This window comes from Spirosoma knui (genome assembly GCF_054780635.1).
The window spans coordinates 1-21,473 of record NZ_BAAGVY010000015.1; the positions used below are offsets into that span (position 1 = coordinate 1).

16 protein-coding genes and 1 tRNA gene are annotated in these 21,473 nt (G+C 50.0%); 6 read left to right on the top strand and 11 right to left on the bottom strand.

The window, feature by feature from the left end; all coding sequences use genetic code 11:
- Nucleotides 1-83: 83 nt before the first annotated feature.
- The 3 genes from ACYVIY_RS24535 to ACYVIY_RS24545 form a co-directional block, all read right to left on the bottom strand.
- Nucleotides 84-689, bottom strand: a complete 606-nt coding sequence (locus tag ACYVIY_RS24535) for a hypothetical protein (protein ID WP_460979151.1) — start codon at nt 687-689, stop codon at nt 84-86.
- Nucleotides 690-708: 19 nt separating this feature from the next.
- Nucleotides 709-1,827 (bottom strand): site-specific integrase, encoded by a 1,119-nt coding sequence (locus ACYVIY_RS24540; RefSeq protein ID WP_460979152.1) that lies wholly within the window; start codon nt 1,825-1,827, stop codon nt 709-711.
- A gap of 136 nt (nt 1,828-1,963) precedes the next feature.
- Nucleotides 1,964-2,047: transfer RNA gene (locus ACYVIY_RS24545), tRNA-Leu, on the bottom strand.
- A gap of 183 nt (nt 2,048-2,230) precedes the next feature.
- Here ACYVIY_RS24545 and ACYVIY_RS24550 point away from each other — a divergent pair.
- Nucleotides 2,231-4,963, top strand: coding sequence for a PAS domain-containing sensor histidine kinase (locus tag ACYVIY_RS24550; protein ID WP_460979154.1), 2,733 nt, complete (start codon nt 2,231-2,233; stop codon nt 4,961-4,963).
- Nucleotides 4,964-5,028: 65 nt separating this feature from the next.
- On the opposite strand, the gene ACYVIY_RS24555 is transcribed toward ACYVIY_RS24550, so the two are convergent.
- The gene (locus tag ACYVIY_RS24555) at nt 5,029-6,267 is read right to left on the bottom strand and encodes an ABC transporter permease (RefSeq protein ID WP_460979155.1); all 1,239 of its coding nucleotides are present in this window, start codon (nt 6,265-6,267) and stop codon (nt 5,029-5,031) included.
- 160 nt (nt 6,268-6,427) lie between these two features.
- Here ACYVIY_RS24555 and ACYVIY_RS24560 point away from each other — a divergent pair, with 160 nt between their 5' ends.
- Nucleotides 6,428-7,690 (top strand): asparagine synthetase B, encoded by a 1,263-nt coding sequence (locus ACYVIY_RS24560; RefSeq protein WP_460979156.1) that lies wholly within the window; start codon nt 6,428-6,430, stop codon nt 7,688-7,690.
- Between the two features lie 103 nt (nt 7,691-7,793).
- Here the strand turns inward: ACYVIY_RS24560 and ACYVIY_RS24565 are convergent, their stop codons facing one another.
- Nucleotides 7,794-8,870, bottom strand: coding sequence for a DNA/RNA non-specific endonuclease (locus tag ACYVIY_RS24565; RefSeq protein WP_460979157.1), 1,077 nt, complete (start codon nt 8,868-8,870; stop codon nt 7,794-7,796).
- Nucleotides 8,871-8,960: 90 nt separating this feature from the next.
- Between ACYVIY_RS24565 and ACYVIY_RS24570 the strand changes: the two genes are divergently transcribed.
- Nucleotides 8,961-10,187, top strand: a complete 1,227-nt coding sequence (locus tag ACYVIY_RS24570; protein ID WP_460979158.1) for a BaiN/RdsA family NAD(P)/FAD-dependent oxidoreductase — start codon at nt 8,961-8,963, stop codon at nt 10,185-10,187.
- 109 nt (nt 10,188-10,296) lie between these two features.
- Here ACYVIY_RS24570 and ACYVIY_RS24575 read toward each other — a convergent pair whose 3' ends face one another.
- From ACYVIY_RS24575 to ACYVIY_RS24595, 5 genes are all read right to left on the bottom strand, one after another.
- Entirely contained in the window at nt 10,297-11,226 is a 930-nt protein-coding gene (locus tag ACYVIY_RS24575; RefSeq protein WP_460979159.1) for a bifunctional riboflavin kinase/FAD synthetase, read from the bottom strand.
- A complete protein-coding gene (gene truB / locus ACYVIY_RS24580; protein ID WP_460979160.1) occupies nt 11,223-11,945 on the bottom strand; it encodes a tRNA pseudouridine(55) synthase TruB in 723 nt (240 codons plus the stop codon). Before truB ends, ACYVIY_RS24575 begins: the two co-directional genes overlap by 4 nt.
- A gap of 86 nt (nt 11,946-12,031) precedes the next feature.
- Nucleotides 12,032-12,892, bottom strand: coding sequence for an undecaprenyl-diphosphate phosphatase (locus tag ACYVIY_RS24585; RefSeq protein WP_460979161.1), 861 nt, complete (start codon nt 12,890-12,892; stop codon nt 12,032-12,034).
- 92 nt (nt 12,893-12,984) lie between these two features.
- The gene (locus ACYVIY_RS24590) at nt 12,985-13,341 is read right to left on the bottom strand and encodes a DUF3098 domain-containing protein (protein WP_460979162.1); all 357 of its coding nucleotides are present in this window, start codon (nt 13,339-13,341) and stop codon (nt 12,985-12,987) included.
- 94 nt (nt 13,342-13,435) lie between these two features.
- Nucleotides 13,436-14,317 (bottom strand): cell division protein FtsX, encoded by an 882-nt coding sequence (locus tag ACYVIY_RS24595; protein ID WP_460979163.1) that lies wholly within the window; start codon nt 14,315-14,317, stop codon nt 13,436-13,438.
- A 673-nt stretch (nt 14,318-14,990) separates the two neighbouring features.
- Here ACYVIY_RS24595 and ACYVIY_RS24600 point away from each other — a divergent pair.
- Both ACYVIY_RS24600 and ACYVIY_RS24605 read left to right on the top strand, forming a co-directional pair.
- A complete protein-coding gene (locus ACYVIY_RS24600; protein WP_460979164.1) occupies nt 14,991-16,865 on the top strand; it encodes a hypothetical protein in 1,875 nt (624 codons plus the stop codon).
- A gap of 229 nt (nt 16,866-17,094) precedes the next feature.
- Nucleotides 17,095-17,904, top strand: coding sequence for a DUF5694 domain-containing protein (locus ACYVIY_RS24605; RefSeq protein WP_460979165.1), 810 nt, complete (start codon nt 17,095-17,097; stop codon nt 17,902-17,904).
- 379 nt (nt 17,905-18,283) lie between these two features.
- Here the strand turns inward: ACYVIY_RS24605 and ACYVIY_RS24610 are convergent, their stop codons facing one another.
- On the bottom strand, nt 18,284-19,822 hold the full coding sequence (locus ACYVIY_RS24610; protein WP_460979166.1) for a glycoside hydrolase family 32 protein: 1,539 nt from the start codon (nt 19,820-19,822) through the stop codon (nt 18,284-18,286).
- A 52-nt stretch (nt 19,823-19,874) separates the two neighbouring features.
- On the opposite strand from ACYVIY_RS24610, the gene treF reads away from it, so the two are divergent.
- A complete protein-coding gene (gene treF / locus ACYVIY_RS24615) occupies nt 19,875-21,473 on the top strand; it encodes an alpha,alpha-trehalase TreF (RefSeq protein WP_460979167.1) in 1,599 nt (532 codons plus the stop codon).

Below are 21,473 nucleotides of genomic sequence, written 5' to 3' on the forward strand. Positions count from 1 at the left end.
ACACAGCGTCGGCGAAGTACTTCGTAGTCTGAGTGTTTGTATTTTGCCATACTAACAGCAAAATACAATTATTATAAGCTTATTCACGCATCAATAACCTGTTTGTAGCTAATATTCCAACTTAATATATCGCGAGTACCATAAAGAACTCCTTTAAAATTATTGGATTCCAACTTATTAGCTGCTTCCAACTCATTAATTAAGTAGTAGCGTCTCAGCAATTCTTTTTTCCAGCTAATCACATAAGACAAGATCTTATGACCGCCAATCTCTATCATACCATTCTTCTTGTACTCCTGCAAAAGTTCTTGTGAAATAAAGTTGTATGGGTTCAAGTCAATTACAACTTCCATTCTTCCAAAGCGGGAAAGTCGCCTAAACATGTCAACATCATTTGGTGTAAAATACCTTAAAGACAATTCACTTTTCGTGATTAAGGTTAACCACAGTTCTTTATGCTTAGCAAGGTTTTTTTTACGTTGGCCATAATTCTGATCCTGCATCATCGCTAACAAACTATCTTCATAATCCCATATTGATCTTAACCCATTATCGATGATATGTGCTTCATAAATCATGTGGTCAAAATCATCTTTCTCATTTAAGTACCACATAAATAAAGTTACTCCCTCAGCACATACTAAGTTATCAATGTCTTTCACTAATGTGGTTATTTCATCATAACTCATGATTTACCTCAATTAACCTTTATAATTCGATCTCAGGAAGGCGGTTGACAGCATCTTGCTTTAGAGCTTCTACAATGCGCACATACTTTTGTGTATGGTCAAAGCTAGAATGGCCTAACAAAGAGGAGGCACTACTTACATCAGCACCAAAAATTATTAGATTAGTAGCAAACGAGTGCCTTGCAACGTGGAACGTAACAGTTTTGGAGAGGCCCGCGCGGTTTTTCCATACTTTCAAACTCTTAGAGATCCCAGTATGAGAAGGAAGCGCAAATACAAAGTCGTCCGGTTTGCCTGGTTTTCCTAAGAGTCGCTGTGCAGTTGCGTTAAGGTTGATGATTACCGGCTTTTGGGTTTTATTCTGAACGATTCTTAGTCGCCCCTCCTGATAGTGTTTCCACTGCAACGTTTTTACGTCGCTGTAACGTAGCCCAGTGTTACAGGCAAGTAGAAATGCCCTCTTTACCTCATCATTGCTACATTCAGCCTTTGCCAGTGTTTGCAGTTCCTCAACGCTTAGAATGTCTTTTCTTACGTCAATGTCGGGTTTTTTGTTCGGTACGTCCTGAGCCGGGTTCACTAGAAAAATACCATCGCGTACAGCCTGTTTGATAACCTTCTTAAACTTTGCAAAGAAGTCGTAAGGTGTTTCACCGCTAAGGTTAGGGTGATCATCTAACCAAGTCCTAAAATCACGGCATAGATTCTCTGTGACAGACTTAGAGGAGAGGTAATCTGAGCTGACAAACTCTTTTAAGTATCTGAGCGTATAACGAATCATACGCACATCCTTTTTAGTGTAGCGGTCAATGTAGGCTTGCATATAGTCCAAGAAATTGACCTTCTGCTTTAAGGCAGGTATTACCCCGTTTTGCTCAGCACCAGCCTGTAGCTCCCGTTTAGCCCGTATGTTCTCAGCGGTTTGAGTTACCGCCTTATTATGTTGCTTCTCTAATTCGTCTTTGGGACGCTTGTAGATGTACAATTTGAGAAACTCGTACTTTCGTTCCTCTCCCGTATAAATGTCAAGGTAGTAGCTTAGCTTACCATTGGCTAAAGCCTTCTTTCTAAGTTTAACCGCCATTTGCCTTTGCTTTACTTTTACTTTCCTATGGTAAGGTAATAGGAAATCGAGCAAAAAGCGAGTAACAAATGAGTAACAAAGATTGATAAAGCAACTGAAAACAAAGGAATACGGAAAAGGGTATAAATAACAAAAGCGCTGATTATCAGCGCTTTTGTTTTCATTTGATTGCCCTTGTTAGAGCCTTTTGTACCGGGAGCCGGACTCGAACCGGCATGTCCTTGCAGACAATGGTGTTTGAGACCATCGCGTCTACCGATTCCGCCATCCCGGCTTAAGAATCGGTTCAGATTCGGTTAAAACCGTCTCCGAACGCGAACGTGGGTGCAAAAGTAGGGCGCTGGGCGGTGTTATGCAAGAAAAAAGTAGGATTAAGCCACACGATTTGCGGAACGAACGGATTGGTTAGTGCATATTGGCTCATTTTCTTAGCTTTACAACCCTTACCTTTTCGTCTATGGCTACCACGTATTCAACGGAAATGTCCACGCTTTCTCCTGCCCTCCTTGCCGAATTACTCGCTACGTCTCCGCAGGGCATCGTTGTATATGAAGCTGTACGTGGTGCTGATCGACAGATTCTTGACTACCGCACGCTTTATTATACTCCACCGGCCTTACTGATTACCGGATTTTCGAGCGCGCAGCTCGAAAACCAGCTCCTGTTCCAGCGCTCGCCCGGAGGTCACCTCTTTGCGGATCAGTTACGGCGGGTCGTTGAGAAACAGGAACCTGTAGATTTCCATTATTTTAATGAACAGACCGGTCGGTGGGTCGAGTCGCAGAGCCGTCCGCTGGGTGATGGTTTCTTCACAGTATTTAAAGACATTGACGAGTTAAAACAAACGCAGGCAGCACTGGAAGAAAAAAACCTTGAACTCCGGAAAACGGTCGAACGACTGGCCGAACAGAAGGCTCTGCTCAACAGTGTTCTCAACGCTGCGCCCAGCAGCATCACCGTTGAACGGGCACTACGTAATGAGGCAGGTGAGATCATCGACTTTCAGGCGATCCTCACTAATCCTGCCAGTTTTGCCATAGGCGGCTACAAACCGGAAGATGTCTTTACCAGGACAATCAGTGAGCTGAACCCAGTTTTTAAGTCGTCCGGACTTTTTGCGAAGTACTGCGAGGTCGCTACTACCGGAACGCCGTTCAAAATCGAATACGTGTATCCGCCCCTCAGTAAGCATCTCGAACAAACGGTAACCCGCATGGATGAGGAGCATATTATCGTGCTCTTCAACGACGTAACCGTAGCCCGGCAAAACGCCCTTGATCTACAGAGGCAGAACGAACTGCTGGATGGAGTTCTGCGCACGTCGGAACATGCCATTGTGGTGTACGAAGCCGTTCATGATGAGGCTGGTACATTAACCGACTTTCGATTTCGGCTGGCCAATGAAGCTTCACTCAAATCGACCAATCGCACCCACCATGAAGTTATTGGAAAGCTCGTCACGGAACTCTTTCCCGAAACGAAACAGACGGGTTTATGGGATAAGTACGTGTCTGTCTACGAAACGGGCAAAAGGTACCGGGGAAATCACTATTTCCCCCGGTATAATAAGTGGTACGATGTAGTCATTACCAAATTTGGGAACGGACTGGTGACCACGCTGACCGACATTACGCTGGCCCAGCTCGCGGCTCAGAAGCTGGAAGAACAGGCCAGTCTCTTCGACGGCGTGTTAGCTAATATCACGAACGGACTGAACATCGTGGAGGCCATTCGCGACGAACACGGGGCTGTTGTCGATCTGCGCTACATCCGGGTCAGTCAGGCCGTTCTCGACCAGACGGGGCTCCGCTGGGACGACCTGGCCTCCACGACCATGCTGGAGCAGTTTCCTGGCCTGACCAGTACGGCCTACTGGACTGCCTACCAGGCCGTATTTACTACCGGTGAGCCACAACGTTTCGAGGTGCACTACACCGACGGGTATGACAATTACACGGATAACTGGATTACGCGACTCGACGAAAACCGGGCGATCTGCGGCTACTCCATCATAAATGATCAGAAACGTGCGGAGATACAGGCTAAAGAGCAGGCCGCTTTATTGCAGAGCGTGCTGAATAGCTGTCAGATGCCGATTGTGCTGTTTGAAGCCATCCGCAATCAGATGAATCAGATTGTCGACTTTCGGTATCTGCTGCAAAACGAAGCCAATGCGCGCATCGTGGGCCATCCAGTAGATCAGACGACAACGCGGACAATGCTGGACGTACTGCCGAACCTGAAAACGTCGGGCGTTTTCGACCGATACGTATCGGTCGTTGAATCTGGACAACCAATACGCTTTGAAACCCGCCTGGAAGACAACCACGTTAACGGCTGGTTCGATATCTCTATCGTGAAGCAGGGCGATGGTATTGTACTGGCGGCCAATGACCAGACACTACTACGTCATACCCTTGAACGCGCCGAGCAGCTCGTGAACGATCTTAAGCTATCCAATCAGAATCTGGAGCAGTTCGCCTACGTAGCGTCGCATGATTTGCAGGAGCCCCTGCGTAAAATTCAATCCTTCGGCGATCTGGTACTCAATCAATACAGCGATGCAATTCCCGACGAAGGGCAGGACATGCTCCGGCGGATGCAGTCGGCGGCTAAGCGCATGAGCCTGTTGATTCGCGATCTACTTGCCTACTCCCGCTTATCGACTCAGCCGGAACCGTTTGAGCCAGTCAGCTTACAGGCCCTGTTTGCCCTAGTGCTCAACGACCTGGAAATGGCCATTCAGGACAAGAAAGCTCAGATAACGATCAATACTGACACGACGAATCTGCCGCCTACCGTAGCAGGCCACCCGCTTCAGTTGCGGCAACTCGTTCAGAATTTACTGAGTAATGCCCTTAAGTTCTCCCGACCGGATACCGAACCACGAGTACACATTCAGGCCCGACCAGTCCCAGGTGATGCACTCCCCGCTTCCCTACGTAGTCGCTCTCAGCAATCTTGGATAGCCATCGACGTAGTGGACAACGGCATTGGGTTTGATGAGCAGCACCATGACCGGATTTTTCAACTGTTCGAACGGCTGCACGGACGTAGTGAATACAGTGGTACGGGAATCGGACTGGCCATTTGCCGGAAGGTAGCCGAAAACCACGGCGGGGCCATTACCGCCCGAAGCGAAGTCGGGAAAGGCTCAACGTTCACTGCCTACCTGCCAGTGGGAAAATAGAAGTTACAGAGTTATGTAGTTGTAGAGTTATAAAGTTGCCTGACGGAATATACAGCTCTGCAACTTTACTCATACCGAAGTGCTTCGATGGGGTCGAGTTTTGAAGCTCGAACGGCGGGGTAAATTCCGGCGAAAAGGCCGACCGTTACGCATACAACGATGCCTAGTCCCATCCAGGCCCAGGGTACAACGAAGCCCCCCTCACCCTGACTAACGAGGGTTGAAATCAGGTTGCCAATCCCAAGGCCAAGCAGCACACCACCGATGCCGCCCAGAATACAGATCACAATGGCCTCAATCAGAAACTGCTCCCGGATGCGTTTGGGCGTTGCACCCAGAGATTTACGAATGCCGATTTCGCGAGTACGTTCGGTAACCGAGACCAGCATGATGTTCAGCAACGCAATGGCGGCCCCCAGCAACGTAATGAATCCAATCCCAAAGCCTCCCATGCGTAGGTAGCCCGTAATATTTTCGGTTTCTTTTGCCAGGTCATCGGCCCGCTCGATCTCGAATGAATCCGGCTGGCCAAGCGGATCACGGCGAACCAGCCGCATAACCCCGCGTGCTTCGCCAATGGCTTCGTCCTGATCTGATACGGAGGGCACAGAGGCCGTGATGTCGAACGAAAGTTTTTGCGTGCCGGCCAGGGCACGGGCATTATCGATGGGAATCAGAATAATCCGGTCATCGCCCCCTCCGGTCAGTCCTCCTTTTTTGGCCAGCACACCCACAATTTTATATTGATTGCCGGATACACGTATCACCTGATTCAGCGGGTCCAGCTTTCGCTCAAACAACGTAGTAGCCACTTCACTGCCAATCACCGCTACGTTCAGGTTATACGTAATGTCGTTCGGAGTCAGGTTCCGGCCACCTTGCAGGGTGAACCCTTTGACGGGTAAGTACCGATCGTCGCCCCCCGTCAACTGTATGTTGGGGTTCGTTTTTTTCGAGCCGAACTTAGCCTGTGCGGCCCCGTTAACAATGGTCGAGACGGAAATCGTCGCCCCATACGGGAACCGGCGTTTGAACTGCACCGCATCAAAATAATCGATGGGGGCGTCCTGCCGCTGAACACGTCCTCCACGCCGAAACGCATCCTGCCGGGCTACTATATTGAACGTATTGGCCCCCAGCCCCGCAAAGCTGCTGTTAACCGAATTCTGAATGCCATCAATAGCGGTCAGGATACCCACCAGCGACGTAATACCGATGGCGATGATAAGCGACGTAAGGATGGTTCGAAGGCGGTTTCCCGCAATCGACCGCAGCCCTTCTCGAATATTTTCAATAACATTCATTGACTCAAAGCGTGAAAGTGCGAAAGAACAAAAGTGCGAAAGCGAGTTGTAAGGCCCATTCTTTTACTCTTTCACGCTTTCGCTCATTAAAATCCTGCACAAAATTTGCTTATCTTTCGTTATTACAAAACTACCGCGAGCAATCTTAATGGGGAAACCAATGAAACGGCTGCTGTTACCGCTTATCCTAATTCTGACATTGACGGGCCGTGTCTGGGCCTCTAAAATTTTGATTCCAATGGACGAGAGCCAGAAGAATCATTTAAAAGCGTACGGCATCGCTTATTGGGTACTGAAAACGCACGACACCGAAATCGACTGGCTGCTGAATTACCGGGGCGGCTCGTTTATGATGCCCCAAACCCAGGCCTTCGTTAACGAAATGGTCATCCGGGGCGTCAGCTACGAAGTTATTTCCGATGCCCAGTCCGCCCAAATTCTGGCTGAAGTTGCCGCTGCCGATGCGAACATGGACGCGGTGAAGCTTCAGAAGCCCCCTAAAGTAGCAGTCTATTCACCCAAAACCAAACAGCCCTGGGACGATGCCGTTACGATGGTGATGACCTACGCTGAAATTCCGTACGACGTAGTGTTCGACGAAGAGGTGATGAATGGCAAACTGCCCGAATACGATTGGCTGCACTTGCACCATGAGGATTTTACGGGCCAGTACGGGAAGTTTTTTCACTTCAAGGATCAGCCTTGGTACATCGCTCAGAAACAGGAAGCCGAAAACATTACCCGCAAGTTTGGTTTCTCGAAAGTACCGCAGCTTAAACTTGCCGTTACGCAGAAGATTCGTGATTTTGTGTTAGGTGGCGGCTACCTGTTTGCCATGTGCAATGCGACCGACACCTTCGACATTGCGCTCGCAGCGCATAACACCGACATTGTTGATGCGTTCTACGACGGCACACCCGCCGACGCGAACGCGAACAACAAGCTTGATTTCAGCCAGACGTTTGCGTTCAGAAACTTCCAGGTTTTTACCAACCCATACCTGATCGAATTCTCAAACATCGATAACCAGCCAGAAGAACGCGGCTTAAGCGAGCACAACGATTATTTTTCGTTGTTTCAATTTTCGGCGAAATATGACCCGATTCCTACCATGCTGACGCAGAATCACCTCAACGTCATCAAAGGATTTATGGGGCAGACGACAGCTTTCAAGAAAAATCTGATTAAGCCCGAAGTGGTGATCATGGCAGAAAACCGCTCGGTTGGTGAGGCTCGTTATATTCATTCGCCTTACGGCCGTGGTTTCTTTACGTTCTACGGTGGTCACGACCCCGAAGATTACCGGCACGAAATCGGTGAGGAACCCACCGACCTGAACCTCCATCCCAACTCGGCGGGTTACCGCCTGATCCTGAACAACATCCTCTTCCCGGCGGCAAAGAAAAAGAAGCAGAAGACGTAAGCCTATCGCTGATATGCAGTTATAAAACAGGGTGCCGGGTTTGAGAATCTGGCACCCTGTTTTTATAAAACCTGTTTTCTTTCCCTGAATACTAATGGGTTAACTATAAAGAAAACCATTCATCAACCATTTCACCCCGGCCTTTGCTTTCCAGCTTGCGTTCCAGATCATCGGGAAGCTTGGGGAAAAAGTCAATGCCCGTAAGCTGCTCGATCTGATCGACGGGTACCACAAACTGCTTCAGCGAACGCTCAGAAGCTTCATTGTTCAACAGAAAGCCAATCATGCGAATCTCTGGCCGGGCAGTCGTACTGTTGTTGCAGTAGAGGATAACTTTGTAAAATTTCTGCGGTACGCTGATTTCGTTCGTGCGGCCAATGGTAGGTAAGCCTGGTTTCAGCACCGGTCCCGTAACCACATAAAGCCCGTTGTCACGCAGCGCCCACCGGCGAACCTGATCTTCCAGCTCCTTCCAGACACCCCGATTGAAGGCAGGCGCCTGGGGAGACATGTTACTCATGTAAAACGTTTCCTGCATCATTCGGCGGGAAAACTTGAAGTCACCGGCCGGAGCCAGGTGGCCGCGGTCGTAACCAGATCGCGTGTAATCAGCAGGTAAAGCCGAGCCAGTCCGCACAGCCGGATCGGGCTGAAACTTTGAGCCTTCACGGTCTGTATCGCCGTTGATCTCTTCCGGAAGCAGTGGGTAAGCCACCCAGTCGGCCTGCTTGTATTGATCCCGAAAACGAAGGGTGTAGCCATTATGCCGCACGACATCATCCGAAGCGGAGAAGGCCGGTAAGATGAAGTCAACCTGCTTTTCAAAACCGAATAAAGTTTTGCCGCGCGTACTGGGAGCAGGTACCGATCCGCCCTTATCACTAGCCGAACTCTCTTCTTCACCCGATGGCCTCTGTTTATCCGCACGGCGGTCAGAAGCCACCTCTTCCGACGGCTCAGGTGCTTTATAAGGATTATCGGTCCGATCTGATCGGACGGGCCCCAGACCCACAATCTTACGGATGTCGTTCCAGAAGGCAACGACCGGCTGCGTGCGGCCCCCATAATGCAGAAACAGGCCGATCAGAAAGAAGATGAACAGCAATACAAGCGTATTACCCCGCAGCCGGAAGCCACGCCGATAATACTTCTTCGAACGAAAATTTGGCGGAAACAACATACTTGCAAAACTACAATTATCTGGGGATGCACCTCCTATTCAATCGCCCTCAGTTGCGAACTACGAGGTCTGCGTCGCTGTTCAGTTACTATGCCATCGTTGACTATTGTTGTAATTGGCGGAGGAGCCGCCGGTTTTTTCGGGGCTGTCACTGCTGCCGAAACGTTCCCGGATGCCACCGTTACCATTCTTGAAAAGAACCGTACTGTCCTGAATAAAGTCCGCATCTCGGGCGGAGGCCGTTGTAATGTTACCCATGCCTGTTTCGACAACCGGCAGTTGATTAAGCACTACCCGCGTGGCGAAAAGCCGCTTCGTTCGCTGTTGACTCAGTTCGATGCCACCACCACGGTACGTTGGTTTGAGAATCGGGGTGTTCAACTCAAAACGGAAGCGGATGGGCGAATGTTTCCCAGCACCAATACGTCAGATACCATCGTCGACTGTCTGCTCACTACGGCCCGCCGACTTGGCGTTCAGGTACGGACGAGCTGCGGAGTGGCTTCGCTCAGTCGCACGGCGCAGGGACAGTGGGCCATTCAACTGCTAACCGGTGAAACCCTACAGGCTGACCGGGTTCTGATCGCAACGGGTGGTTACCCGCAGCTTACCGCCTATGGCTGGTTACCCCGGCAAAGCGAACCGCTCATTGCTCCCGTCCCCTCGCTGTTTACGTTTAATGTGCCGGATAACCCCTTGTTGCCCTTGGCAGGCGTGTCCGTACCCGATGCGAAAGTATACGTAGTGGGTACCAGGCAGGAACAGCGCGGGCCGTTGCTGGTCACGCACTGGGGGTTTAGCGGCCCTGCCATCCTGCGGTTGTCGGCCTGGGCCGCCCGCGAGTTAGCCGAAGTCGATTATCGGTTTACGTTACGTATCAACTGGGTACCGACGCTTAACGACAACCAGCTTCGCCTGGCTTTACAGGACTTCAGGCAGCAGAACGGCCGCAAGCAGGTTGCTTCGCAAAACCCGTTTGGTTTACCTGCTCGTTTGTGGCAATCCTTCACGGAAGCGTCGGACATTGCCGATCAACAGCGGTGGGCCGATTTACCCGCCAAGCTCCTGAACCGACTCATCGAGCGATTAACCAACAGTCAGTTTCAGGTTGCGGGTAAAAGCACATTTAAAGACGAATTTGTTACGTGCGGAGGCATCGATATGAGCAGTCTCCACCCACAGACTCTCGAAAGCAAAACGCAGCCAGGATTATTTTTCGCAGGGGAAGTCCTCGACGTAGACGGCATCACCGGCGGCTTCAACTTCCAGAACGCCTGGACAACTGGCTACGTAGCGGGGCGGAATATCGGTCATTAACCGAGTATTATTCAGTGGTCATCTTTGCTCTTTAACAGTCGTTTGTTGTTACGTATAGCAAGCAATGACAAATGACCATTAATAACCTACAGATAACAACGGATGGCCACTATTGCCCCAATATCTTCCTGGCCGATTCTTCGTCACGCTTGAGTTGAGCAACCAGAGCTGGCAGGCCATCAAATTTTTGTTCGGGTCGCAGAAACGCCCGAAACTTCAGCGTCATGTGCTCGCCGTAAATATCCTTGTCGAAGTCGAAGATATAGGTCTCAATTGTCTGATTCGTTCCGCCTACGGTGGGCCGATAGCCAATATTGAGCATACCGCCGAGCGTCTGACCGCCATACAGCACATCTACGGCGTAGACGCCATTGGCCGGAATCAGTTTGATGGGGTCGTCAACCTGTAGGTTCGCTGTAGGAAAACCAATGGTACGGCCTAACTGCTGCCCTTTAATGATCGTACCGGTAAGGTTATACGCCCGGCCTAGGAACCGATTTGCGGTATCTACATTGCCTTCGCTCAACGCAGCCCGAATCCTGGACGAACTTACGCCCACCGCTTCCACATCCTGACGAGGAATCTCTTCCACTTCAAAGCCATACGCACTCTGATGGGCCTGAATGTAGTCAAAGCCCCCTTCCCGATCGCGGCCAAAACGGTGGTCGTAGCCGATCACCAGCTTTTTTGTGCCAATCTTGTCGATCAGAATTTGCCGGATGTATTCTTCGGAGGTCAGTTGCGAGAACGAACGCGTAAACGGAATAACAATGAGGTGATCAACACCCGCCTGCGCCAGCAGCTCGATTTTCTCATCGAGCGTTGTCAGTAACCGCAAGTTCTGGCTATCGTTCGACACCACCGTTCGGGGGTGTGGCCAGTACGTGATTAGCACGGACTCGCCACCACTGAGTTTGGCCACTTCCGTCAGGCGGGACAGAATCGTCTGATGCCCCCGGTGAACACCATCGAAGGTACCGCTCGTAACAACGGCATTAACTAAAGGCTGTAGGTCGTCGAGACCACGGTGAATCATCATAGCGTTAGCGGTGGTGCGGGCAATTCAGCGCGACACTTGGCAATAAAGCTTTCAAGCGTATCAGCATCCTCCACCCGAAAGGCTCCGATACGTGTCCGACGCAGACTACTCATGTACGCTCCATTGGCAAGTAAAAGGCCCAGATCGCGCACCAGACTGCGAATATACGTGCCTTTGGAACACACAATGCGGAAATCGATTTCGGGGAATCGGCTGGCATCCGTTTCAAAGACCGATACCGTAACCTGACGACTTTTAATGCCGCCTTCGATTTCGTTTCCGGTTTCGCCCCGCCGGGCCTTCTCATAGAGCCGCTCGCCATTCACCCGCACGGCCGAGTAAATTGGCGGCACCTGTAGAATGTCACCCGTCAGTTGCTCAGCGGCTTGCTGTATCTGCTCGGTCGTAATACCCGACGTATCGAATTCTGCATCGAAAGCGGTTTCCAGATCGACAGAAGGTGTGGTTTTACCCAGCACCAACGTACCGGTATACTCTTTTTCCTGCGCCTGGTACTGATCGATCTGCTTGGTCATTTTTTCGGTGCACAGGATCAGCAGGCCCGTAGCGAGGGGATCAAGCGTACCGGCGTGACCGATCTTTTTGAACTTGCAGGCGTATTTAAGCTTGTTGGCAACGTCGAACGACGTCCACGTCAGGGGCTTATCGATCAGAATAACCTGGCCTGGATCTGGCGATGGTAAGTTTTGTTGTGACACGGATTGAATCGCCGAAGCGAACACGTAAAGACGTTTAAAAATGGGGAGAGAACTTCAGGTCGTCCTGTCGATTCGCCAGTAAACGTTTATAACACTTGTAGTTTCACGCCCGCAGCCCACAGCCCTAACAGCAGCAGACCGAGCGCAATGCGGTAATAGCCGAACACTTTAAACCCGTAGCGGTTCAAAAATCCAACAAAGCCCCGGATCGCCAAAAGGCCAACGACAAACGCAATGGCATTGCCAATGAGCAGCGTCTGGTAATCGGCAGGTTGCAGCAATTTATAGGTTTTAAGCAGCTTGTATCCCGACGCAGCCGCCATAGTAGGAACGGCCAGAAAAAACGAAAATTCGGCCGCCTGCTGGCGGGTAAGGCCCTGGGTCATACCCCCAATAATGGTAGCCGCCGAACGTGACACCCCAGGAATCATGGCGATACACTGAAAGAACCCTACTTTCAGCGCTTCCGGGAACGTAATGTCGTAGTCGCGGGGCTTATCCTGAAACGCCCGGTCAATAAACACCAGGACAATGCCGCCCAGCAACAAGGTAATGGCGACAACAACGACGTTTTCGAGCAGTGAATCAATGAAATCGTTCAGCAAAAAGCCGATGATCGCGGCTGGTAAGAACGCAACCAACAGCTTTAAGTAAAAGTCGATCTGGCTGGTGTACGAGCCAATGAGCCCTTGCAGCGAAGTGGGCAGGCTGCGAAACCAACGTACCGATTCAGTGGTGCGGGTGTCGCGCAGGAACCGCCGGTAATACAGAACAAGAACGGAGAGAATACAGCCGAACTGAATGTCGACGGTGTAAAGCTTGGTAAATTCGTCTCCGGCGATACCGGCTAGTGACGAGTAGATGATCATGTGGCCGGTAGAAGAAACCGGCAGAAATTCCGTCAAGCCTTCGATTATGGCTAACGCAATTGCGTGAATAAGATCCATTCCGCAAAGTTATAGAGTCAAGCAGTCATAAAGTTGCAAAGTTGGCGGACGCAGTATAAACTTTACAACTTTATGACCGGAGACTTGTATAACTAATCGCTTTGGGGCCGGGCCAGAATCGCGAAAAATTCGAGCACGAAGCCGCTCATCACCACAATTGGGCCGAGTGTCAGGCCCAGAAAGCCAAACCCAAACTCTTCTTTATCGAGACTCATGATAAAGAAACCGGCCAGAATAACGCCAATACCGATCAGCATCAACGTGTAATTTCGGCGACTGAAAGGTAAGGCAGGCGTTTTGACGGCGTCCCGCCGACTCGATTCGGCCGTAACCGAACGTAGTGGCGCAGCTTTGGGAGCCGCCGTGACGGCTGGAGCCGGTGCGGTCGTTTTTTTGGCTGGTTCTTCGCGCGTCAGCGTAGTCGAGCCATATTGTTTGTCTTTTGCCATGTTCTTTCTAGTTATCAGTATCTAATGAACAAGCGGGAAGCGATAATGGCTTACAAAACCGTTGCCCATGTTCATTATTCCTGTGCTTTATTCATTAATAAAGTTCATCGACTGTCAGGCCCAGGTATCGGTTAACAGCCTGAAACGTACTCAGAAAGCCAATCAGCACCCCCAATCCCACAATTCCGGCCAGCAAAATGGCGGTCTTGTCATAATCCTGAAATGTGGCCATTTCGGGCAGGTTACGAATGGCAATCTGCAAAGCCGCCAATAACAAGGCAACGGCCAGCAAACCGGCTAGAAACCCCTGCCACATACCCCGCGCCAAAAACGGACGAGTGATAAAGCCATTGGTCGCGCCCACAAGCTGCATACTTCGGATCAGCATCCGCTGCGAGTGAAGAGCCAGCCGAATGGTGTTGTTCATCAGCACAACAATGATCACCAGCAGAATCACCGCAAAAGCCGCCATAAGGGCGTAGATTTTTGTGATGTTGCGGTTGATATTATCGACCAGATTCTCCTGATACACGACTTCGAACACACCGTCGATCTGCTCCAGATCCTGTTTTACTTCCTGCAGCTTCGCTTCTTCAAAGTATTCCTCGGTCAACTTGATACGGTAGCTGTCCCGTAACGGGTTCTCGCCCAAAAACTTAGAAAAGTCTTCTTTAGTTTCGGCGATAAACTCTTTGGCAGCAACATCTTTGGGTACAAAACTCAACTGGGGCGATCCGTTCGCTTTCAGGATATACGGACGCTCGGCAATGGTCTTGTACAACTTAACCACTTTCGTCGTGTCCATATCTTTATCCAGAAACGCCCGCATCTCGTAGTTTTCCCGGATATAAGTCACCAGCCGCTTAGACTGAATCGCCAGCACGCCACAGAAACCAATTAAAAACAACGCAAGCGTCAGGCTAAACAGAATCATGCCACTGGGATACGTACCTACCTTCTTTTTCTTACGAGCCATTCAGGGGTTCGTGTTAGGAAACAAAAATAACTGATTCAACTGGGTAACGGCCCAATTTAAGAAAATTTAGCATTTAGGGACCTTTATTTCCGTGTACGGCGACTGCAATCCCTACTGTAAACGCTATTTACCAGATAAGTGGTGTGCAGGTTGGTAATACCTCGAATTACCTCTTAACCGGTAGTTGCAGGCAGGCAACGCACCAAGCCAGTTAGCCAGGTCACAACGTATCGCACGTTTTACCAAGCTACAGGAGACTTTTTTATCATCATTACACACCGATCTTTTCTCATCGTTGAACTGATTTTCTTATTCGTAGCAAGGCCCCACTACGTATCGACGATTTCGGCCAGTGGCTGTAGTTGACTTCTGCGTCAGGCAGATCATGCGCAGGCTAGTCTGTACGAATACAGCCGAAACTTCTGATAAAGCAAGAGAAAGCTTAACCGTTTATGGAAGAAATGATAGGTGTTAAACGCTGAAAACGACTGGCCACGCTGTGCAGGCGACTCGTAATTCAAAAATGGCCCTCCAGCTATAAGTTTTAGAAAATAACCTCTGTCTCCGCACAACTTGCCTGCGCTTAGCGACTACTACTCAGCTGTTTTTAGATAATAAGCTGAGCACATAGGAGCTTCAGTGTTACGGATAACAGTTGTCAAATCCCTTTCTCATGAAAGCTATTTTCTCCTTTCTCTTTTCAGTCATCCTTTCAGTGGGTCCTATTACGCACCTGCAAGCACAAATTGTTTTTGATGGTTCGGCAGGTGACGGGGTACCCCCAGCCACTTTAGGAGGCTACACAATGACTTCGGTAGTCGACCCAAGAGCAAACCATGCTAATGTCACCTCCGTTGCTAGTCCGATTAGTGGTTCCATTGGGTTTAGCAGTGCAGTCACCCTGTCTACTTACCAGCCTGCCTCAGACGCTACTGTAAACACAAGCTGGGGCAATGGTTACGTCGGTAGAGTTTATTATACTCCAAGTAAAAGCATTACCCTTACTCTTCCTCCAGGCACTAAAGCCTTTTATTTTTACAGTGCCTCTGCTGTTGTTAATGACCTCACAACGATATCAGCTACAACCCAAAGTGGACTATCGTCTGGCTCGATTGAGACGACAAGCTCAGTCAGTAATAGCAACGCTAAATACATTGGATTCTATGTCAATCAGCCAGGGTACACGCTTGAAACGATCACCATCACAACGGATGGTGAAGGCTTACCCTTTGGTCAGTTTGGCATAAGTCAATGTGCGACTGTTGCGCCCACTCTTACAGCTTCCAATTACGGAACCATTAACTGTGCTAACCCTATCCTAACCTTGACAGCCACGGGTGGAGACCCAGGAGCCACTTATTACTTCAATGGACCGGGGCAAACAAGCCTGCCAACTTCATCCTCAACGTCTACAGCTTCTGTCGAAGGTGATTACTCGGTGACAATAACTAACCCAGGCGGCTGCTCTTCCACGGCAACAACGCTAGTGGTAGGGGACGCGTTACCTCCCCAGAATTTACTCTTGGCCAGCATCGGAATGATAAGCTGTGCCGAGCCTAATGTTCAACTTATTGCAGTGACTAGCTCGTTTGGCTCGCTTACCTTCAGCTTTGCTGGGCCCAATGTTACATTCCAAGATGGAAACCCATCAGCCACGGTTAACAAACCTGGCACTTACACGGTAACCGTTACTAACAGTTCTGGTTGCTCTGCCACGGCTACCGCTGTCGTAGAAAGCAGTAACCCACCGCTTAGCGTTACGCTGACTAGCTCCGGCCCGGTGTCTTTTACCAATGCTAATGTCACTCTAACGACTACGGCGACCCCTAGCGACAACTTCAGCTATAGCTTTAGCCAAGGGGCTATTCAACAAGGGACCGGTAGCACAGCGCTAGTGAACACGGCAGGCGTCTATTCAGTAACGGTAACAAACAGTTTGGGTTGCTCAGCCACAGCTTCCACAACGGTACTGGGCGGTAACAATCCCAAGGTGTGTCGGGGCGGGACAGCCGTGATCAGCGTTATCGTGGGGGGCAATCCGGTCAAGTATGAATGGTATAAGAACACGCTCACCAGCCCTAAGCTTATGGAGACCCCTCAGCTCTTTAGGGGTACGGCGACCTCTAGCCTAACATTGATCAACGCCCAGACCAACACGCAAGGCAACTTCTTCCTGAAGGTGACAGATAAATCAGGCACGGTGATGATCTATGGACCATACCGATTAAACGTTGATGCGGGTTGCAAGGCGCGTGAAGCGGCACAGTTGGAGATGCCGTTGCAGGTCGAGCTAGCGCCTAACCCGATTCAACAAGATCGACTCAGAGCTGTAGTGCGCGGTGCAGAAGGACGCTCGCTACAGGTTGAACTGCTTGATCTAAGTGGTAAGCCGATACGTCAGCAGCACTGGCGCCAGGCAGAGGCTCAGCACGTACTTGACTGGGATATGCAGGCTCATACTAGCGGGATCTATCTCTTGCATGTAGTGAGTGAAGCGAGTAACGATGAACCCGCTCAGCGGCAGAGTATGAAGGTTGTTAAACCGTAAAGAACCTAAACCACTTCCTACATAACACATTGGCTTCGCGTGCACTAAGAAAAAAGGACGTTTTTGTAAGCGTGGTTCCCACATTACAAAACCCAATAGATCAAAAAAGGAGAACTTCACTTATGGGTCTAGAATCACGCAGTGTAACGCCAACTTAGATCACAAACTCGATGCGACCTGTTTGAAACCAGTTTCATCTCACTTACAATCACTATAATCGATGTTGCGAATGAAGACTTGTATCTTAACGCTTACTCTCCTGCTGTTCTTAATGGTTCATGCACACTGTCAAGAACAGCCCAGAACCAAGATTTTACTCCTGGGAACCATTCATTTTACGCCCTCTCCAACCGATACGTATAAAAATGAGGCCATGACGATTAGTAGCAATAAACGGCAACAGGAGATCAATGCAGTAGTTGAACGGCTAGCCAAATTCCAACCAAACCAGATCTGTATCGAAATGACGCTCAGCGAACAACAGCGTATGGATAGCATCTATCAACAGTTTCTTAAGGGTAGTTACCAACTAAAGAATGATGAAATTGATCAGCTAGCTTTGCCCACAGCCCAAAAAGCTGGCTTGAAAAGAGTGACTTGTGTCAATTATCGAGGTCGCTATGAGCCAGGCCCAGTTGTGGAGTTTGCTAAAAACAACGACCAGTTAGCTATCACCACGGCCTCCGATGAGTATGGCAGGAGTTGTATGGCGGAAATAGAGCAAAAGCAGAAAAGCCAGTCAGTGGGCAACTTCTTGGCATTTCTAAATACTCCTTACGCTTTAAATAAAAACCTGGCGTACTACACAAATTATTTAGCGCGAATAGGTAAAGGGAACAACTACATTGGGACAGACTTGGTAGCAGACTGGTACGCTACTAATTTACACATCTACACAAATATTATACGTGCTATTCAACCTTCTGACAAGGCAATCATAGTGATTTTTGGGCAAGGCCACATTCCTATTCTTAAGCATTTATTCGAATCAAACGCTACGTTTGAAGTCGTAGAGGTCGATAAGATTTTAGCTAATTAGCCTCATTTTAAGATTATAAGCGTGGCTCTACGCTGGCTCCAAAGTTTATCCGTGTCTAGATTCTGAGTTGTAAGACAACTCTCCAGAAAACAAAATGCCTGGCCAACTTGATCTGTAGCCAGGCATTTTGTTTTTATAATGAACCAGTTTAGGATTAACAAAATAAGATAGGAACGTAGTGTTTCGACGGGACCGCGCCGGATAACAAAACGCATTTAAACAGCCTATTCAAGATAAAAAACAATATTATGAATCGGCGCTTGCTAGGACTGACATAGTCTTTGCCGGTTCAGCCAATGCCGCCAAGATCGTACCCTAACTTCCTGATAAGAGCAGTTAACCACCTGAGCCATAAGCATATGGACACTACGTTAGTCACCTACCGCCAGATAGATTCCACCGGCTGAATTGATACGGAACCGATCCCATTTCCAAAAAACTCAATTCCCCGGCTCGTCGGACTTGGAAAGATCTGATTCGTGAGGGTTGCCTGCCCTTCATTGGCAAACACTTCCACCGATGAGCGATCGACCCATATCTGTAACGAAATCCGGCCGTTTTGCGCTTGCAAAGGAGCCGCAAATCGTCCGGGAAATTCCTTTTTGAACGAAACCTGCCCCGACCGCGTACGATCAACGTACACCTGCGATTTGGCAGGGTCGTATCCAATAACGGTCTCTTCATTCACGCCCGTTTCCGAAACGCCTTTACGGATCCGAACGCCCGATGCAGGCTTGGTTGCATCCAACTCCATGGTCAGCAGATACGTATCGCCCGAAAGAGCACCCGCACTTAAGCTTTCGTTCAGCATGGCCAGGTCCGAGCCATTTCCCTGCATCCCCTTTCCAACCAGTTGTTTCAGTTCCTGAATGGGCCGTTGACGTAGTTCGTAACTCGTGCCGACCTTCGCCAGTCGCAGTTCGCGGGGCAGCGACATAGTTCCCCGAAAGGGCGTCGTAGGAATATCGGCTGCGTACTGCCAGTTGTTCATCCAGCCAATGCTGATTGCTCCTCGATTCCCCCGAATGGGCAGGTTATTGTACGTAATGGCCGCATAATAATCTTTCCCCCAATCGACAAACCGGGGTGGACCAGGCTTCAGCTCGTTCACAAAAGTGGCCCCATTGAACCGCCCGACGTAATACTGCATACCCGAACCACCAGCCGCTCCGTTGCTTCCCATAGACAGCAGCAGCAGGTATTTCCGCTCGGTGGTCCCGTCCACGGGCACCTCCACCAGATCCGGACATTCCCAGATGTTGGCGGGGCTGTCGGTGGCCGTAAACTCACCGGTTTTTGTCCACCGTTTGAGGTCAGGCGAGTTGTAAAAAAGCGCTTTTTTCTCTGTGGGCAACACTACAATCATCACCCATTTCTGGGTCGGTTCGTACCAGAACACTTTAGGATCGCGGAAATCCTTTTTCTTTAAATCAAGGACAGGATTCGCCGTATACTTGGTCCAGGTACGTCCTTTATCCAGGCTATAGGCGATATGCTGGCTTTGGTTATTCGGCCGATGGCCAGTGTAGACCGCGACCATCGGAACGATTCCGTCGCGCCCGAAGCCGCTGGTGTTGTTTTTGTCGACGACGCAGCTTCCCGAAAAAATCATGGTCTCCCCTTCCTCCGGAATGGCGGGCGGCAATTCGCGCCAGTGCACCAGATCACGGCTGATAGCGTGCCCCCAGGTCATGTGCCCCCAGCGAATGCCGAACGGATTGTACTGAAAAAAAAGATGATATTCGCTATCGTAGTAAACCAGCCCATTGGGGTCGTTGGTCCAGTTCTGACGGGGTGAAAAATGATACTGCGACCGCAGGGGCTGCTTATACGTTGTGTCAGTGCTTGTGCGTTGTGCGAGTAGCGAGGGCGAAACGGCCCCTAGACAAACTAGTAGGGCGAATACGCGAATGAACATAAGGCAAAACAATTTGGGTAGCAAGTACGCTAATCTTACGAAAAACTACTGCATGAATCGAGTAAACAAACCACTTATTACGGCCGCGCTCCTGTTTCTGGGTTTTTCGCCCATCACGGACCAGCAGCCCGTCGTTCAACCGGGTCAGACGCTGGCGGGCCCCGATGAGCAGTTCGGTAAACTTTTTGAAGACGTTCAGTTAAAGGCCGTTTTCCCGGATTCAAAGACTTTTGCCGACTGCACCCCCAAATTTGCTCCGGCAACCATCCTGGCAAATTACGAAAAAGCCCGTCAACAACGAGGCTTTACGTTAAAGACGTTTGTGGAACAGCAATTTACCCTGCCCATCACCCCGGCTTCGGGCTATACGAGCAAAGCCAACCAGTCAGCTCAGCAGCATATTACCGAACTCTGGCCAGTGCTGACCCGGCCCGCCAGTACCAAACCGAAACCGGATGCGCTTACAGGATCATTGATTCCGCTCCCGAAACCGTATGTGGTGCCGGGCGGGCGATTCGGCGAAATCTATTACTGGGACAGTTATTTCACCATGCTGGGTTTACAGGCTTCGGGCCAAACGGCGCTAATCCGGAACATGGTCGATAATTTTGCGTACCTCATCCGCACCTTCGGCTTCATTCCCAATGGGAACCGCACGTACTTTCTGGGTCGGTCGCAGCCTCCGTTCTTTTCGTTTATGGTCAACCTGCTGACCGAAACCCAGGGTCGGCGGGTGCTGCTCAATTACCTGCCGTATCTGCAACAGGAATATAATTTCTGGATGAACGGCAAAACGCAGCTAACCGCTCAGAATCCCGTTTACCGACGTATTGTCCGACTGGCCGATGGCGTGTACCTCAATCGGTATTACGACGATAAAAACACACCCCGGCCCGAGTCGTATAAAGAAGACGTAGAAACGGCCAGGAAAAGCAAAGATCCGCAACTGGTTTACCGGCATCTTAGAGCCGGAGCCGAGTCGGGTTGGGATTACAGCAGCCGCTGGTTTCGGGATGGCAAAACGTTACGTACCATTCACACCACTGATTTTATTCCAATCGATTTGAACTGCCTGCTGGTTAACCTGGAACGAACCCTGGCCGAAGGCTATCGGCTAAAAGGCGATCAGCGTCGGCATAAGATGTACCTGCTGCTCGCCCAGCAACGACGCGACGCTATTTTGCGGTACTGCTGGAATGAACGACGTCAGTTCTTTTTTGATTATGATTACGTGGCGCAAAAACAGGCGACTATCTATTCGCTGGCCGCCGTGTACCCCCTCTTCGTGAAAGTAGCGAAACCTGAGCAGGCGCAGGGCGTGTCCCGTGTCTTACAGCGTGACTTTTTAAAACCTGGCGGTTTAATAACCACCACGGTACGTACGGGCGAGCAATGGGATTCGCCCAATGGCTGGGCTCCTTTGCAGTGGCTGTCCATTCAGGGGCTTCGGAACTATAACCAGACGGAACTCGCCAACCGGATTAAGCTAAACTGGATGACGGAAAACCTGCGGGTATACAGCGCTGCAGGAAAAATGGTGGAGAAATACGATGTTGTCAATACGGGAGCCGCTAAAGGTGGTGAATACCCGAATCAGGACGGTTTCGGCTGGACCAACGGCGTTTTGCTACGTCTGCTGAAAGAAAGTTAA